This is a genomic window from Bradyrhizobium ferriligni (assembly GCF_056837965.1).
This window is the reverse complement of the sequence record NZ_JBXEJO010000076.1, coordinates 1-14,561: the sequence shown is the minus strand read 5'-3', so window position 1 is coordinate 14,561 and position 14,561 is coordinate 1. Positions and strand designations below refer to the sequence as shown.

The 14,561-nt window shown below is 65.2% G+C and carries 15 protein-coding genes; 8 read left to right on the top strand and 7 right to left on the bottom strand.

Features of this window, described 5'->3' with window-relative positions:
* Positions 1–116: 116 nt before the first annotated feature.
* Positions 117–1,406 (top strand): MFS transporter, encoded by a 1,290-nt coding sequence (locus AC1VNY_RS34155; RefSeq protein ID WP_482408477.1) that lies wholly within the window; start codon positions 117–119, stop codon positions 1,404–1,406.
* A gap of 15 nt (positions 1,407–1,421) precedes the next feature.
* Here the strand turns inward: AC1VNY_RS34155 and AC1VNY_RS34150 are convergent, their stop codons facing one another.
* From AC1VNY_RS34150 to clpB, 5 genes are all read right to left on the bottom strand, one after another.
* Positions 1,422–1,613, bottom strand: a complete 192-nt coding sequence (locus AC1VNY_RS34150; protein WP_028334885.1) for a hypothetical protein — start codon at positions 1,611–1,613, stop codon at positions 1,422–1,424.
* Between the two features lie 81 nt (positions 1,614–1,694).
* On the bottom strand, positions 1,695–2,510 hold the full coding sequence (locus AC1VNY_RS34145; RefSeq protein ID WP_482408476.1) for a family 1 encapsulin nanocompartment shell protein: 816 nt from the start codon (positions 2,508–2,510) through the stop codon (positions 1,695–1,697).
* Positions 2,503–3,564, bottom strand: a complete 1,062-nt coding sequence (locus AC1VNY_RS34140) for a Dyp-type peroxidase (RefSeq protein ID WP_482408475.1) — start codon at positions 3,562–3,564, stop codon at positions 2,503–2,505. The genes AC1VNY_RS34145 and AC1VNY_RS34140 overlap by 8 nt, the downstream gene beginning before the upstream one ends.
* 148 nt (positions 3,565–3,712) lie before the next feature.
* Positions 3,713–3,967, bottom strand: a complete 255-nt coding sequence (locus tag AC1VNY_RS34135) for a DUF2171 domain-containing protein (RefSeq protein WP_028334888.1) — start codon at positions 3,965–3,967, stop codon at positions 3,713–3,715.
* 101 nt (positions 3,968–4,068) lie between these two features.
* Positions 4,069–6,681, bottom strand: a complete 2,613-nt coding sequence (clpB, locus tag AC1VNY_RS34130) for an ATP-dependent chaperone ClpB (protein ID WP_482408474.1) — start codon at positions 6,679–6,681, stop codon at positions 4,069–4,071.
* 669 nt (positions 6,682–7,350) lie between these two features.
* On the opposite strand from clpB, the gene AC1VNY_RS34125 reads away from it, so the two are divergent.
* The 5 genes from AC1VNY_RS34125 to AC1VNY_RS34105 all read left to right on the top strand — a co-directional run bounded on the left by AC1VNY_RS34125 (position 7,351) and on the right by AC1VNY_RS34105 (position 10,704).
* A complete protein-coding gene (locus tag AC1VNY_RS34125) occupies positions 7,351–8,757 on the top strand; it encodes a YXWGXW repeat-containing protein (RefSeq protein WP_482408473.1) in 1,407 nt (468 codons plus the stop codon).
* 188 nt (positions 8,758–8,945) lie between these two features.
* Positions 8,946–9,128 (top strand): hypothetical protein, encoded by a 183-nt coding sequence (locus tag AC1VNY_RS34120; protein WP_028334890.1) that lies wholly within the window; start codon positions 8,946–8,948, stop codon positions 9,126–9,128.
* A gap of 125 nt (positions 9,129–9,253) precedes the next feature.
* Positions 9,254–10,156: a DnaJ C-terminal domain-containing protein gene (locus AC1VNY_RS34115; protein WP_482408472.1), complete on the top strand. Its 903-nt coding sequence runs from the start codon at positions 9,254–9,256 to the stop codon at positions 10,154–10,156.
* Positions 10,153–10,428, top strand: a complete 276-nt coding sequence (locus AC1VNY_RS34110) for a chaperone modulator CbpM (RefSeq protein WP_482408471.1) — start codon at positions 10,153–10,155, stop codon at positions 10,426–10,428. The genes AC1VNY_RS34115 and AC1VNY_RS34110 overlap by 4 nt, the downstream gene beginning before the upstream one ends.
* Positions 10,429–10,479: 51 nt before the next feature.
* Positions 10,480–10,704 carry a hypothetical protein gene (locus AC1VNY_RS34105; protein WP_482408470.1) on the top strand — a complete coding sequence of 75 codons (225 nt, stop codon included), beginning with the start codon at positions 10,480–10,482 and terminating at the stop codon, positions 10,702–10,704.
* Between the two features lie 86 nt (positions 10,705–10,790).
* On the opposite strand, the gene AC1VNY_RS34100 is transcribed toward AC1VNY_RS34105, so the two are convergent.
* Together AC1VNY_RS34100 and ybaL are read right to left on the bottom strand one after the other, a co-directional pair.
* Complete coding sequence (locus AC1VNY_RS34100; protein WP_482408469.1) at positions 10,791–11,024, bottom strand: hypothetical protein; 234 nt, start codon at positions 11,022–11,024, stop codon at positions 10,791–10,793.
* A 60-nt stretch (positions 11,025–11,084) separates the two neighbouring features.
* Positions 11,085–12,806, bottom strand: coding sequence for a YbaL family putative K(+) efflux transporter (gene ybaL, locus AC1VNY_RS34095; RefSeq protein ID WP_482408468.1), 1,722 nt, complete (start codon positions 12,804–12,806; stop codon positions 11,085–11,087).
* A 113-nt stretch (positions 12,807–12,919) separates the two neighbouring features.
* On the opposite strand from ybaL, the gene AC1VNY_RS34090 reads away from it, so the two are divergent.
* Positions 12,920–13,585 carry an HAD family hydrolase gene (locus AC1VNY_RS34090; protein WP_482408467.1) on the top strand — a complete coding sequence of 222 codons (666 nt, stop codon included), beginning with the start codon at positions 12,920–12,922 and terminating at the stop codon, positions 13,583–13,585.
* Positions 13,586–13,594: 9 nt separating this feature from the next.
* Positions 13,595–14,561 (top strand): sugar-binding transcriptional regulator (locus AC1VNY_RS34085; RefSeq protein WP_482408466.1); only part of this gene is annotated, 967 nt, incomplete at its 3' end.

The following is a 14,561-nucleotide window of genomic DNA, read 5'->3' as shown; positions in this document are numbered from 1 at the left end:
GATCTGTTCCTCTTGTCGCTTGCGTCGCATGCAGATCGCGCGGCTCTCCATGCCTTGCCTAACACGGTCGGAGGAATAATACTCCGCTCGCACCAGCAGACAAGGAACCGAGAGCGTTGCCGGAGATTGCGAGCAGGGAACAGTTCGATGTCAAGCGCGCAGCTTTTGCCGCGACCATCGGCAACATGCTGGAGTTCTACGACTTCATCACCTACAGCTTCTTTGCGACCGATATCGGGCGCACCTTCTTCCCCGCGCACAGCGAATACGGCAGCCTCATGCTGTCGCTTGCGACCTTCGGCGCCGGTTTCCTGACGCGGCCGATCGGCGGCATCGTGCTTGGCGTCTTCTCCGACCGCGTCGGGCGGCGGCCGGCGATGCTGCTGAGTTTCGCGCTGATGGGCGGCGCGATCCTGACCATTGCGCTGACGCCATCCTATGCCGCCATCGGCATTGTGGCGCCGATCATCGTGATCCTGGCGCGGATGGTGCAGGGGTTCGCGCTCGGCGGCGAGGTCGGGCCGACCACGGCCTATCTGATCGAGATCGCTGCACCGAGGAGCCGCGGCCTCGTGGTCGCATGGCAGCCGGCCAGCCAGGAGATCGCGGCGACGGTGGGCGCGCTTGTCGGTGTCATCCTGAGCAGCGCGATGGCGCCCGACATGCTGCAGGCCTATGGATGGCGCATCGCGTTCCTGCTCGGGGCCGTCTGCCTGCCGTTCGGCATCTGGATGCGCCGCACGCTGCCGGAAACGGTCTCGCATGGGGAGCACGCCGCCGGGCAGGTCGAACGCTTAAGCCATGTGGCGCTGGCGCGCCGGCATCTTCGCGTCATCGTACTGGCGGTGATGATTCTGGCCAGCGGTACGATCTCGACCTATGTGACGCAGTACATGACGACCTACGCCAAGAACACGCTGCATGTGTCGCCGTCGCTGGCGTTCACGGTCTCGCTGGTCAGCAACGGACTGCAGATCATCGGCGCGGTGCTGGGCGGCTGGCTTGCCGACCGGCTCGGACGCAAGCCGATCATGATCTGGCCGCAGCTGGTCGTGCTGGTGCTGACCTATCCGGCTTTCCTGTGGATCGTCCAGGACCCCGGTGCGTGGTCGCTGCTGTTCGGCTTCGGTATCCTGTCGTTCATCGGATCGCTGCCGTTCACCGCGTTCTATGCCGCCTTCACCGAAGCGCTGCCGCAGAACATCCGCGGCGGCGTGTTCGCCACGATCTACGCGGTCGCCATCGCGACGTTCGGCGGCACCGCGCAGCTTGTGGTCACGTGGCTGCTGCACGTGTCGGGGGATCCGCTGGCGCCGTCCTGGTATCTTCTGCTCGCGGCGGCGATCGGCATCGTGGCGATGAGCCTGATGCCCGAGACCGCCCCGGTGAAGACTGGTGAGAAATAACGCCGGCTGACGCGCTTAATCCATGTCGCGAAAGGCGTGGCCGTTGGCCTCGATTTCCTTCACGAGCTGCGGCGGCAGATTGGCCTGCGCCGAGGTGCCGTCGAACACCCAGTCCTTGGCATCGGCAAGGTCGGGAAGACCCGCGCCCTTGCGGACATAAAGACCGACCGATGTCTTCTTCGGATTGATGTAGAGATCGTAGTCCATTGCGCGCCTCCTCTCCATTGAAGTTCAACGGAAGCTCCGGCCACGGCCGGAGACTTCCCGGATGAGTCAACGCCGGTAAGACTAGGCGGGTTTCTTCGCCTCCGGCGCAAGCACCACTGACGCCTCGCTCGTCAGCATCAGGAAGGTGATGGTCTCCTGGAAATACAGCTGAACCGATTTCGCCGAGTGGCTGAGATAGCCGATCGAAAGGTCCTGGCCGATCGAGAGCTGGAAATCGCCGCCGCGGGTGGTGAGCAACGCGCCGCCCTCGATCGCCGGCGCCCAGATGATCTTGCCGTCGATCAGGCGCTGGATGTGCTGCAGCACCGGATAGCCGTCGTCGGTCGCCCCGCCGATCGCGGTATAGGGCTCGGTGCCGAGCAGCAGCGTATAGGGACCGTTCACGCCGGCAAGCCGCAACTGGCTGACCGCCTGCGCGACCACGGCGGGATAGTTCTTGACGCTCGACGGCAGCGTCAGCACCGGGTTGCTGGTGCCTTGACGGATACCCTGAATGCCGGCGGCCGCGTAGCCGTCGAACACCGCGCGATCCTCGGCGAAGGCGATCTTGCGCGCGGCATCCTTGAGCGGATCCCAGTCGGAATCATTCGCGCCGCGCTCGACATCGTCGATCGCCTGGCGCGAGAGCTCGAACGGCACGCGCAGCTCGACCAGCGCCTGGACGTCGCGTTGCGTCGCCTCGACCCCGTCGCCCGGCGCCGCAATCTTCTTGAGATGACCGGTGCCGACCGCGGAGAAATCCGTTCCCTTCGGACCGTCGACGTCGACGACACGGCGCGCCGCCAGATGGCGCTTCAACGTGCGCGAGGCCTCCTCTTCGATCTGGGCCCATGCCGCGTCCGAGATAGGGGCGAGTCCCCGATGAAGATTATTCATGTCCAGCCTCTCCTTTCAGTGAGCCGATCCCGAGCGAGCCGTCGGACGGCGGTATTCCTGGTGCAGGTGTGTCGTCGGCCCCGGCGTCATCCAGAGACGGCTCGGCGGACGAAGGTGCCGGCGCCTCGCTCGCGACGTCCTCCAGGAAGGTCGCGGACGGGACGAAGAACAGCATGCCGGTCACGGCGCGGCTGAAGTCGAGCAAACGGTCGTAATTGCCCGGCGGCTTGCCGACGAACATGTTCTCCAGCATCTGCTCGATCCGGTGCGGGGACTTGGCATAGCCGATGAAATAGGTGCCGAACTCGCCCTTGCTGATATTGCCGAACGGCATGTTGTCGCGGACGATATCGAGCTCCTCGCCGTTCTCGACGATCGTGGTCAGCGCGTTATGCGCGTAGCTCGGCTTCACCGCATCGTCGAGCTCGATGTCGGACAGTTTGGTTCGGCCGATGATCTTTTCCTGCATCTCGACCGGCAGCTCGTTCCAATTCTTCAGGTCGTGCAGGTATTTTTGCACGATCACATAGCTGCCGCCGGCAAACGCCGCGTCCTCGTCGCCGATAATGGTGGCGTCGGTGGCCGCCTGGTCCTCCGGATTCTCCGTGCCGTCGACGAAGCCGAGCAGGTCGCGTTCGTCGAAATATTTGAAGCCGTGCACCTCGTCGGAGGTCGCGACCGCATCGCCGAGCCGCGTCATGATCTGGGTCGCGAGCTCGAAGCACAGGTCCATCGGCACGGCGCGGATGTGAAACAGCAGGTCGCCCGGCGTCGCGACGGCGTGGTGGACGCCATTGATCTCGCGGAACGGATGCAGACCTTTCGGCTTCGGCGCACCGAACAGCCGGTCCCATGCGTCGGAGCCGATGCCCATGACGCATGACAGCCGGCCCTCGAGATCGCGGAAGCCCACGGCACGCAGGAGCGCGCCCAGGTCGGCGCATAGCGACCGCACCACCGCATCATATTCCGGGTTGGGCTTGAGCGTGACCGCAAGGAAGATGGCCGCGCGCGTCAGCTTCGCAGCGACCGGTTGCGGAACGGCTGATGGCACGCATGTCTCCTTGACTAGAACGGCACTTCCACGAGGACAAAAGGCAGGCGCTGGACGCCGGATCGGCGTCCAGACAGGGGCAGAGGAGCATGCCGGTGGAGCCTTTACAAGGGCTCGAATGGCTCACGCGCTTGCAGAGGTGCCTGCCTCAATCGACGGGCTTGCCGGACTTCTCTTCCTCGAGGGTCACCGCAATCGCAGCGTTGGCCGAGAGCCGAACCTTGGAGCCTTCGACACCCGCCACGAAGCCGAGCTCGATGAAGTGGTGATGGCCCTTGTGGAAGCCATCGCTGTCGCTTTTCTTGAGCTTGATGCGGTTGCCCTCGACGTGATCGACGGTGCCGACATGCACGCCATCGGCGCCGATGACCTCCATGTTGTCCTTGATCTTGTGCTGCGTCATGGCGCTCTCCCTGGTTGCAGGTCAGCTTGTATAGTCGGCTTGCATATGATGCCGGCAGACGACGCGGCGATGACAGCGCGTCGTGGGCAGTCCGGCCTGTCTCACACCGGTTCGAATTCGTCCGCGGCCGCGTTCTCCGGCTTCTTGCCGTTGAAGGTGAGGCCGGCCTTGGTAGCCGAGAGTTTTACCTCTGAGCCGTCGCGCACGTTGCCGGAAAGGATCATCTCCGCCAGCGGATCCTGTACGCTGCGCTGGATCACCCGCTTCAGCGGGCGGGCGCCGTAAGCCGGATCCCAGCCCTTCTCCGCCAGCCAGTCGCGCGCTTTCGGATCGAGCTCCAGCTCGATCTTGCGATCCTCCAGCAGCCTGCGCAGCCGCGAGAACTGGATCTCGACGATGCGGCCCATGTCGCTCTTCTGCAGCCGGTGAAACAGGATGATCTCGTCGATCCGGTTGAGGAATTCCGGGCGGAAGTGCGCCCGTACCATGTTCATCACCTGCTCGCGCACCGCGCTTGTGCTCTGGCCTTCCGGCTGGTTGACCAGGTACTCGGCGCCGATATTCGAGGTCATGATGATCAGCGTGTTGCGGAAATCGACGGTGCGGCCCTGGCCGTCGGTCAGGCGGCCGTCGTCGAGCACCTGCAGCAGCACGTTGAAGACGTCGGGATGCGCCTTCTCGATCTCGTCGAACAGCACCACCTGATAAGGCCGCCGCCGCACGGCTTCGGTCAGGGCGCCGCCCTCGTCATAGCCGACATAGCCGGGAGGCGCGCCGATCAGCCGCGAGACCGAGTGCTTCTCCATGTATTCGGACATGTCGAGGCGGATCATCGCGGTCTCGTCGTCGAACAGATATTCGGCAAGCGCTTTCGCAAGCTCGGTCTTGCCGACGCCGGTTGGGCCTAAGAACATGAACGAGCCGATCGGCCGGTTCGGGTCCTGCAGGCCGGCGCGGGCGCGGCGCACCGCGGTCGACACCGCGCGGACCGCTTCGGCCTGGCCGACGACGCGCTTGCCGAGCATCTCCTCCATGCGCAGCAGCTTGTCCTTCTCGCCCTCCAGCATCTTGTCGACCGGCACGCCGGTCCAGCGTGAGACTACCTGCGCGATATTGTCGGCGGTCACGGTTTCGCTGGCGGACGACGTCTCGCTGGCCTCGACAGCCGCGAGCTTCTTCTCCAGTTCGGGAATGCGGCCATAGGCCAGCTCACCCGCCTTCTGGAATTCACCCTTGCGCTGCGCATTGGCGAGCTCGGTACGCAACTGTTCGAGTTCGCCCTTCATCTTCTGCGCATCGGAGAGCTTGCTCTTTTCCGACCGCCATTTCGATGTCATGTCCGCCGACTTCTTTTCCAGATCGACAAGATCCTTCTCGAGTGTCTGCAGGCGGCTCTTGGAGCCGAGATCTGTCTCCTTCTTCAGCGCTTCCTGCTCTATCTTGAGCCGGATGATCTCGCGGTCGAGCGAGTCGAGTTCTTCCGGCTTGGAATCGACCTGCATCTTCAGCCGCGCCGCGGCCTCATCCATCAGGTCGATGGCCTTGTCGGGCAGGAAGCGGTCGGTGATGTAGCGGTTCGACAGCGTCGCGGCGGCGACCAACGCCGAATCCGCGATGCGCACGCCGTGATGCTGCTCGTACTTGTCCTTCAGGCCGCGCAGGATCGAGATGGTGTCCTCGACCGTCGGCTCGGAGACGAACACCGGCTGGAAGCGCCGGGCCAGCGCTGCGTCCTTCTCGACATGCTTGCGGTATTCGTCGAGCGTGGTGGCGCCGATGCAATGCAGCTCGCCGCGGGCGAGCGCGGGCTTCAACAGGTTGGATGCGTCCATCGCGCCGTCGCCCTTGCCAGCGCCGATCAGTGTGTGCATCTCGTCGATGAACAGGATGATGCCGCCCTCGGCCGAGGTCACTTCCTGCAGCACCGACTTGAGCCGCTCCTCGAACTCGCCGCGATATTTTGCGCCGGCGATCAGCGCGCCGAGATCGAGCGCGAGCAGCGCCTTGTCCTGCAGGCTTTCCGGCACGTCGCCATTGACGATGCGCAGCGCGAGGCCCTCGACGATCGCGGTCTTGCCGACACCGGGCTCGCCGATCAGGACGGGATTGTTCTTGGTCCGCCGCGACAGCACCTGGATGGTGCGGCGGATCTCCTCGTCGCGGCCGATCACCGGGTCAAGCTTGCCGTCGCGCGCGGCCTGGGTCAGGTCGCGGGCGTATTTCTTCAGTGCGTCATAGGCGTTCTCGGCCGACGCGCTGTCGGCGGTGCGGCCCTTGCGCAGTGCGTTGATGGCCGCATTCAGGTTCTGCGGATTGACGCCGCCCTTGGCGAGCAGCTTGCCGGCCTCGCTGTCCTTGTCGGCTGCGAGCGCCTGCAGCAGGCGTTCGACCGAGACAAAGCTGTCGCCGGCCTTGTCGGCGGCCTGTTCCGCCGCCGCGAAGGCGCGCGCGGTCTCGGGCGCCAGATAAATCTGTCCCGAGCCGGCGCCGCTGACCTTCGGTACCTTCGCCAGCGCGTCTTCGGTGGCCTTGAGGATCGCGCGCGAGTTGCCGCCAGCACGGTCGATCAGGCCGGCCGCGAGGCCCTCATTGTCGTCGAGCAGCACCTTCAGGATGTGAAGCGTCGAGAACTGCTGATGCCCCTCGCGCATCGCGAGCGATTGCGCCGACTGAATGAAGCCGCGAACGCGATCAGTATATTTTTCTATGTTCATCGTGGCACCTCAAGGCAACGCAGGCTCGTCGAGATCAAGTCAGCCACGCAGTCCCGCCGGCGACAGATGGCGGAACGATGACATCCATCATGCAACAGTCCCGTGCAATTGCGCCGGCGGAAAAACCGCGGGCCAGAGGCCGCCGCATCTCGCATCGTGTGGTCCTTTCAGGGGAGTGTCAATCGCGGAGCGCGCTCGCTGGGATGCTGCGGTTAAGCCGTTGCGAGGGCTGATGTTCGTCTCTGGCACTCATCCGGGAGCACTGCTACGGCCGCGCCGGCAAGCCGGATGCACGCATCGCGCTGATTGCGGTTCGATGGATAGCCGTGCTCGCGAAGCGAGCGCTGGATGAGCATGGATCGCTGTGATCGTACAAGGGCCCAAGTCATGTTCGGGACACGCTGTTGGAATCGATCACGTCGCGTTTCGCGTAGCTCGCTCGATGATGCAGAGAAGCAGCGCGCGATGTTCCACTGAATCGCGCGACGTTGCATCACGGCGCACTCTGAACCGACCATGAATAGCCGCGTGAGCGCGTTTCCGTTTGCGTCGATGCGTTTCAGGCTGGTGTAAGGTCAAGGCGCTAGCGATGAAGTGTGTCGGTGCATTGCCGATGCACGGAACTTTTGTTCCGTCTCACGTCGAACGTGCTCATCGAAGAGGCTCCCAATGACAACTCGTCTCCTTTCGACCGTGTCGTGTGCAGCGATTGCCACGGCGCTGTTCTATGCGACGGCGGCGCCCGCAATCGCGCAGGATGCGGCATGCGCGCCGGTCTCGGCCGTCGAGACCGCGCCGCCACCGTTGCCGACTTACGATCAGCCGCCGGTGCCTGGTCCCGGCTACATGTGGTCGCCGGGCAATTGGTCGTGGGACGAGGAGCGCGGCGATTACTACTGGGTGCCGGGCACCTGGGTGCAGCCGCCGCGGGTCGGACTGCTGTGGACGCCCGGCTACTGGGGCGCGTTCGGCGGCGGCTTCATTTTCCATCAGGGCTATTGGGGTGATCGCGTCGGCTTCTACGGCGGCGTCAATTACGGCTTCGGCTACGGCGGTTCAGGGTATGAAGGCGGCCGCTGGGATCACGGCAACTTCTTTTACAATCGCACCGTGAACAATCTGCAGGGCGCGCGGATCACCAACGTCTACGAGAAGAACGTCACGATCAATCAGACCACCGTCAACAACGTCAGCTACAATGGCGGCCGCGGCGGCATCGAGGTGCGGCCGACGCCGGCCGATCGCGCGATCGCCAAGGAGCAGCACTTCGCGGCGACGCCGTTGCAACGCAAGCAGGTCGAGACCGCAAGCCAAGATCCGAGCCTGTTCAAGCGGACCAACAATGGCGTGCCCGCTGTCGCCGCAACGGCGCGTCCCGGCGAGTTGAAGGGACCGGGCGTGGTTCGCGCGCGGGCGGCCGGCGAGGCGGTGCCTGCCAACGCTGCACGGCCGGCGGCCGGGGAGCCGGGGCACCCGGGAGCTGCAGCCGCGCCCGCAACAGCACCGGCTGCTTCCCACGCACTCCCGGTCCCGGGGAAGGAGCTTCCGGCGGCGCATCCACCGGCCGAGGCGAACAAGCCCGCGGCCGAGGAGAAGCGCGCGGCACCTGCTCCCGAGACGAAGGCCGAGCCGCATCCTGCTGCACCGGCGCCTGCCGGATCCCACGCGCTTCCGGTTCCCGAGAAGGGCGTTGCGGCGCATCCGCCCGCCGAAGTGAACAGGCCCGCGGTTGAAGAGAAGCGCGCAGCGCCTGCCGCCGAGCCGAAGCTTGAGCCGCGTCCTGCAGAAGCGGCGCGGCCTGCCGTGCAGGAGAAGCGGCCCGAAGAGGTGCGCAAGGATGAGCCGCGTCCCGAGCCTGCCGCGAAGCCCGTCGCGCGGCCTGAACCAGCGAAGCCCGAAGCACGACCGGAGCCTGCGGCAAGGCCGGAAGCGCGCCCGGAGACGATGGCGCGCCCCGAGCCGCATCCGCAGGCCGCCCATCCCCAGCCCGCCGCACGGCCGGAGCCACACGCCGCTCCGCATGCTGCGCCCGCGGCAAGTCATCCCGCGGAGGAGAAGCGGCAGGAGCAACACTAGAGCATGTTCGGTTCTGATTGAATCAGAACCGAAGCTCTAGATTCCTGTTTTGACGCGTTTTCTTCACGCGAACCGGTGCCCGCTTCGCTCGAAAACGCTCTAAGGCACGTCCGCGCTCCGCTGGCTCGTTTCGGCGGAGCGCGGTATTGTCCCGCCTGTGCGCAAGCGATCATCACTGGAGGTTGGTCATGGCACAGAGTCACGGTGGCGATGGACAGCTCGACGATGGCAAGCCGCGCCTGAGCGAGGACGATATGCAGCGCGCCCTGCTGGGTCCGCGGGGCGTGCCCGGCAAGCCGGATACCGCCAAGATGACGCCGCAGCAGCAAAAGAACATGCCGAACTATCTGGACCCCGGACATACATCCTAGCTCGTCATGTGACGTGAGCGCATGCTGCGTCGGCCGCTTCCGGGCGGCGCGCCTGCGCACTTGCAAATCGCCTGCTTTTGCGCCCTCATGATTGCAGGTGCACTCACGGTGTTGCGGAGCAGGTTGTGAGAAATCCGTACGAGGTTCTTGGCGTTGCCCCGACGGCGTCTGCGGCCGATATCCAGAAGGCCTATCGAAAGCTGGCGAAGAAGCTGCACCCGGATCTCAATCCGGGTGACAAGGCGGCCGAAGACAAATTCAAGGAAGTCGCTGCTGCGAACGATCTGCTCTCGGATGCCGAGAAGCGCAAGCGCTTCGACGCCGGCGAGATCGACGCTGATGGCACCGAGCGGCCGCAGCATCGCTACTACCGGGATTTCGCCACCGCCGATGCGGGGCATCCCTATGCCGACAGTTCCGGCTATGCCGATTACATGGACCAGGACGACGCCTTCGCCGAGTTGCTCCGGCGCAGCGAGCAGGCGCGCGCCAACCGGCGCGGCCGCGATTTGCATTACGCTCTCGCGATCGACTTCGCGGAATCGATCACCGGCGCGAGCAAGCGGCTGACGCTTCCCGACGGCGGTACGCTCGAAGTGACGATCCCGCCGGGGCTCGTCGATGGCCAGATCATTCGTCTGCGCGGCAAGGGCATGCCCGGCAGCGGGAAGGGCGGTCCCGGCGATGCGCTGATCGAGGTGGAGGTTCGCCCCGACCCGCGCTTCACCCGCGAGGGTGACGACATTACGCTGGAACTGCCGATCTCGCTGTCCGAGGCGGTGCTCGGCGGAAAAGTCCGCGTTCCGACGCCGACCGGTGCCGTGACCATGACGGTTCCGAAGGGATCGAACACCGGTACGACCATGCGGTTGCGCGGCAAGGGCGCGCCCCACGTCGGTGGAGGCCATGGCGACGAGCTCGTCAAGCTCAAGGTGGTCCTGCCCAAGGGACCCGATCCCGAGCTCGAGGCGTTTGTATCGAACTGGGATCGAAAGGCGTTCGATCCGCGCGAGGATGGTGCATCATGAACAAGCAGCAGTTCCTCACCAGTGCAGGTCTGGAGGTGCAGACGCTGGAGTTCTGGATCGAGCAGCAATGGCTCGTGCCGGACGAGACCGCCAGCGAGGTCAGCTTCTCCGACACCGACGTGGCGCGAGCGCATCTGATCCGCGACCTGAAGGGCGACTTCGGCGTCAACGACGAGGGCATCGACGTCATTCTCCATCTGGTCGATCAGCTGCACGGCCTGCGCCGTGCGTTCGAGCAATTGCACAAGGATATGGCGTCACCACCGCGCTAGGCGCCTCACTTACGACGAACCTCAGCCTTGAGATCAGCCTGGGAGACGATCATGACGTACAAGCCGACGCCGCTGGCGCATGGCGAGATCGACGTTCTTATCCTGCAGGCGCTGGTGCGCAAGCTGATCGCGAAAGGCGTGCTGACGCCGGACGACGTCCGCTCGATGCTGTTCGAGGCCGCCAAGAATCTTGACCTCGTCGGCAGCGAGCTGACGACGGAAGCCGCCAACATCATCGTGCAGGAAGATCTGGCGCCGGCATTTCTTGGCGGCTAGAGCATGATCCGGAGAAGTGGAAGCCGGTTTTCCCTCGCGACAAACGCGAAGCGTTTGCGCAGAGATCATGCTCGAATGAAGTGGCGTCAGGTCTGGCCGCTGCGGGTGGAAACCAGCCGGATCCGGGTGACCTGACCGGCACTGCCGGCGAGATAGGCTTGCGCGTCACGCACCAGCCGCTCCACGGCGGCCGCGTCATAGCTTGGATGACGGGTGTTCAGGTGCAGGTCGGTCTCGACCTGCATGACGTTTGTCGTCTCCGCGGCGCCGATCTCGACGGAGAACGACACCAGCGAAACGTGCGGGCTCTTGAAGGCCATGTTTTGATCTCCCTCATCGCGTGACGCGCGCGTGCATCGGTGCGGCGGGCGTAATCTATCTCAAGCAGCCGAATCCTGCTCGGCGGTTCGCATAGCAGCTGGCCGCGCCCTGTCGAGCTCCTCGATCATGCCGCGGGCGATCTCGCGCTCGCCCATGATCACGATGTCGGCGCCAAGTGCCTTGAGATGATCGACCTCGGCGTCGGAATGCGCACGGGCGATGATCTGAATATCGGCATTCGCGGCGCGCGCCTGCTCGACGATCTGGCCGGCCTCGAAGGCTTCGGGAATCGCGATGACCAGCGATCGCGCGGCGGCCGGATTGGTCGCGCGCAGCACGCTGGCACGCGCGGCGTTGCCCATCAGGGCTTCGATGCCCCGCTCCTTGAGCTTGGCGACCATGTCGTCGGACGCCTCGATCGCGAGGAACGGCGCGCTGCGTTGATGCAGCGCATCGCCGACGATACTGCCGACCCGACCGTAGCCGACCAGGATGGTGTGATCCTGCAATTCGGTGACCGGGATTGGTTCAGAAGCTGCGGCGGTTGGCGAGGAAGCCTGCGGCTTCTCGAGCCGCGACGTCAGCCAGTCGACCACCGCGAACACCAGCGGGTTGAGCATGATCGAGACGATCGCGCCCGCCAGGATCAGGTCGCGGCCGGCCTTCGGCAGCAGATTGAGCGCAACGCCGAGTTCGGCCAGGATGAAGGAGAATTCGCCGATCTGGGCGAGGCTCGCCGAGATCATCAGGGCGGTTGCCATCGGATGACGGAACAGCACAACGATCAGAAGGGCGGCGATTGACTTGCCGACCACGATGACGAACAGCGTCGCGACGAACGGCCAGGGCTCGCGCACCACGCTGAGCGGATCGAACAGCATGCCGACGGAGACGAAGAACAGCACCGCGAACGCATCGCGCAGCGGCAGTGTTTCCTGGGCCGCGCGCTGGCTGAGCGGCGATTCCCGCAGCATCATTCCGGCGAAGAAGGCGCCGAGCGCCAGCGAGACACCGAACAGCTTGGTCGCGCCGAACGCGATGCAGAGCGCGATCGCGAGCACGGTCAGCCGGAACAGCTCGCGCGAGCCGGTATGCGCGATGTAGTGCAGGATCCACGGGATCAGCCGGCGCCCGACCACCAGCATCAGCGCGATGAACACGGCGATCTTGATCAGCGTTAGCACCAATACGCCGGTCAGCCCGAGACCGAAACGGGCGGCGAGCGGGTCGGAGGTGAGCGCCGCGCCATCGCCGCCCTGCAAGCTCGCCACCGCCGGGAACAGCACCAGCGCCAGCACCATGGCGAGGTCTTCGACGATCAGCCAGCCGACCGCGATCTTGCCGCGTTCGGTGTCCATCAGGCGGCGCTCCTGCAGCGCGCGCAACAGCACGACGGTACTTGCGACCGACAGCGCGAGGCCGAACACCAGGCCCGCGCCGACGGTCCAGCCCATCAACAGCGCAAGGCCAAGGCCCATCAATGTGGCGACTGCAATCTGCGCAATCGCGCCGGGCACCGCGATCGCGCGCACCGACAACAGATCGTTCAGCGAGAAATGCAGGCCGACGCCGAACATCAGGAGAATGATACCGAGCTCGGCGAGCTCGGTTGCCAGCGCCTGATCGGCGACGAAGCCGGGCGTGAACGGACCAACGGCCACGCCTGCGAGCAGATAACCGACCAGTGGCGGAACCCGAAAGCGCTGGGCGATGGTTCCGAAGACGAAAGCTAATCCGAGACCCGCTACGATGGTCGCGATCAGAGGTGTGTCATGCGGCATTTCGCCTTGTCGCACAGCATCCCTGGCGGTGCACCGCGACCATTTGAGGCGCGGCATTCCGCGCGAAACTGTGATCTATTGCTCATGACGTGAGCATATGATCTCATGTCGGGATGGATCCGCGGCTTCCCGAGACCGATCTCGTCATCTTCGACTGCGACGGCGTGCTCGTCGACAGCGAGGAATTGAGCTGTCGCTGCCTTGCCGAGGCGATGGTGCAGGCCGGGATCGGGATGACCACCGAGCGGGCGCTCGAACTCTTCCTCGGCCGCAGCACCACGGCCTTGGTCGACTACTGCCGGGGCGTCGGAAAGCCGTTGCCCGCGACCTTTCTGCCCGACCTGGCGCTGCAGGTCCGTGAGACCTTCCGCTCCCGGCTGAAGCCGATCGCCGGCATCGCGGCGGTGCTCGCGGAATTGCGGCTGCCGTATTGCGTCGCCTCGTCGAGCGATCTCGAGCGGGTGAAGTTTTCGCTGGAGCTGACCGGCCTCGCCGTCAGCTTCGGACCGCGGCTCTATACCGCGCAGATGGTCAAGCACGGCAAGCCGGCGCCGGATCTGTTCTTGCATGCGGCAAGCGCGATGGGCGCCACGCCGCGCCGCACGCTCGTGATCGAGGACAGCGTCAGCGGGGTGATGGCCGCGAAGGCGGCCGGCATGAAAGTGTGGGGATTTGTCGGCGGCGCCCACTATCGGTTGGCGGATGGCAGTGCTCTGCTGCGGCAGGCCGGGGCGGATCGAATCTTCGCCGCGATGACGGATTTCTGGATGGAAGGCTGACGCAAGACGATGGCTGCGCCCGACAACGAAAAGTCTCGCCTCGACGATGCGGCGCGCGCCGGCTGGCTGTATTTCATCGCGGGCCATACCCAGGATGAGATTGCGAAAATGCTGCAGGTGTCGCGCGCCTCGGCGCAGCGCCTGGTATCGCTGTGCCTGGCGGAGCGGCTGATCACGTTTCGCCTCGAACATCCCATCGCGGCCTGCATGGAGCTGGCCTCCCGGCTGAAGGCGCGGTTCGACCTCGTGCATTGCGACGTCGTGCCGACCGATCCGGCGGCGCCGCTGTCGAATGCAGGAATCGCCGAGCGTAGCGCCAATCTGCTGGAGACGACGCTACGCTCGGAGACGCCGGTGATCGTCGCGCTCGGCACCGGCCGCGCGGTGCGCGCCGCGGTCGAGCGGGTCTCGCCGATCGAGCGGCCCGATCACCAGATCGTCTCGCTGGTCGGCAACATCTCCGCCGACGGCTCGGCGAGCTTCTACGACACGGTGGGACGGCTCGCCGACCGCACCGGTGCGCGTCATTACCCGATGCCGCTGCCGTTCCTGATGTCGAGCGAGGACGAGCGCAACCGGATGGTGCGCATCGATCCGATCGCGCGGGTGAGGGCGGTCGCCGCCAAGGCCGATCTGCGGTTGATCGGCATCGGCCAGATGGACCAGAAGGCCCAGGTCCATGTCGACGGCTTCGTCACCCGCGAAGAGCTGCTCGAGATGATGCGGCTCGGCGCGATCGGCGAGGTGACCGGCTGGGCCTATGACGCCAGGGGCCGCCTGATCAAGGGCGGCACCAACAAGCGGCTGACGAGCATCCCGCCGCAGATCCCCGCGGAAGCGATCACGATTGCCGCGGCGGTCGGCGCCGCCAAGGTGCCGTCGATCAAGGCCGCATTGGCGGGCCGGGTCATCAACGGCCTCATCACCGATGAGGCCACCGCGCGCGCGGTGCTGGATCTGGCTCTTATACACATCT

What these genes read in the sequence shown, in the direction of transcription:
- AC1VNY_RS34150 (WP_028334885.1), bottom strand. Translation starts at nt 1,613, where the DNA reads ATGGACTACGATCTCTACATCAATCCGAAGAAGACATCGGTCGGTCTT.
- AC1VNY_RS34145 (WP_482408476.1), bottom strand. Translation starts at nt 2,510, where the DNA reads ATGAATAATCTTCATCGGGGACTCGCCCCTATCTCGGACGCGGCATGG.
- AC1VNY_RS34135 (WP_028334888.1), bottom strand. Translation starts at nt 3,967, where the DNA reads ATGACGCAGCACAAGATCAAGGACAACATGGAGGTCATCGGCGCCGAT.
- clpB (WP_482408474.1), bottom strand. Translation starts at nt 6,681, where the DNA reads ATGAACATAGAAAAATATACTGATCGCGTTCGCGGCTTCATTCAGTCG.
- AC1VNY_RS34125 (WP_482408473.1), top strand. Translation starts at nt 7,351, where the DNA reads ATGACAACTCGTCTCCTTTCGACCGTGTCGTGTGCAGCGATTGCCACG.
- AC1VNY_RS34120 (WP_028334890.1), top strand. Translation starts at nt 8,946, where the DNA reads ATGGCACAGAGTCACGGTGGCGATGGACAGCTCGACGATGGCAAGCCG.
- AC1VNY_RS34110 (WP_482408471.1), top strand. Translation starts at nt 10,153, where the DNA reads ATGAACAAGCAGCAGTTCCTCACCAGTGCAGGTCTGGAGGTGCAGACG.
- AC1VNY_RS34105 (WP_482408470.1), top strand. Translation starts at nt 10,480, where the DNA reads ATGACGTACAAGCCGACGCCGCTGGCGCATGGCGAGATCGACGTTCTT.
- AC1VNY_RS34100 (WP_482408469.1), bottom strand. Translation starts at nt 11,024, where the DNA reads ATGGCCTTCAAGAGCCCGCACGTTTCGCTGGTGTCGTTCTCCGTCGAG.
- ybaL (WP_482408468.1), bottom strand. Translation starts at nt 12,806, where the DNA reads ATGCCGCATGACACACCTCTGATCGCGACCATCGTAGCGGGTCTCGGA.
- AC1VNY_RS34090 (WP_482408467.1), top strand. Translation starts at nt 12,920, where the DNA reads ATGGATCCGCGGCTTCCCGAGACCGATCTCGTCATCTTCGACTGCGAC.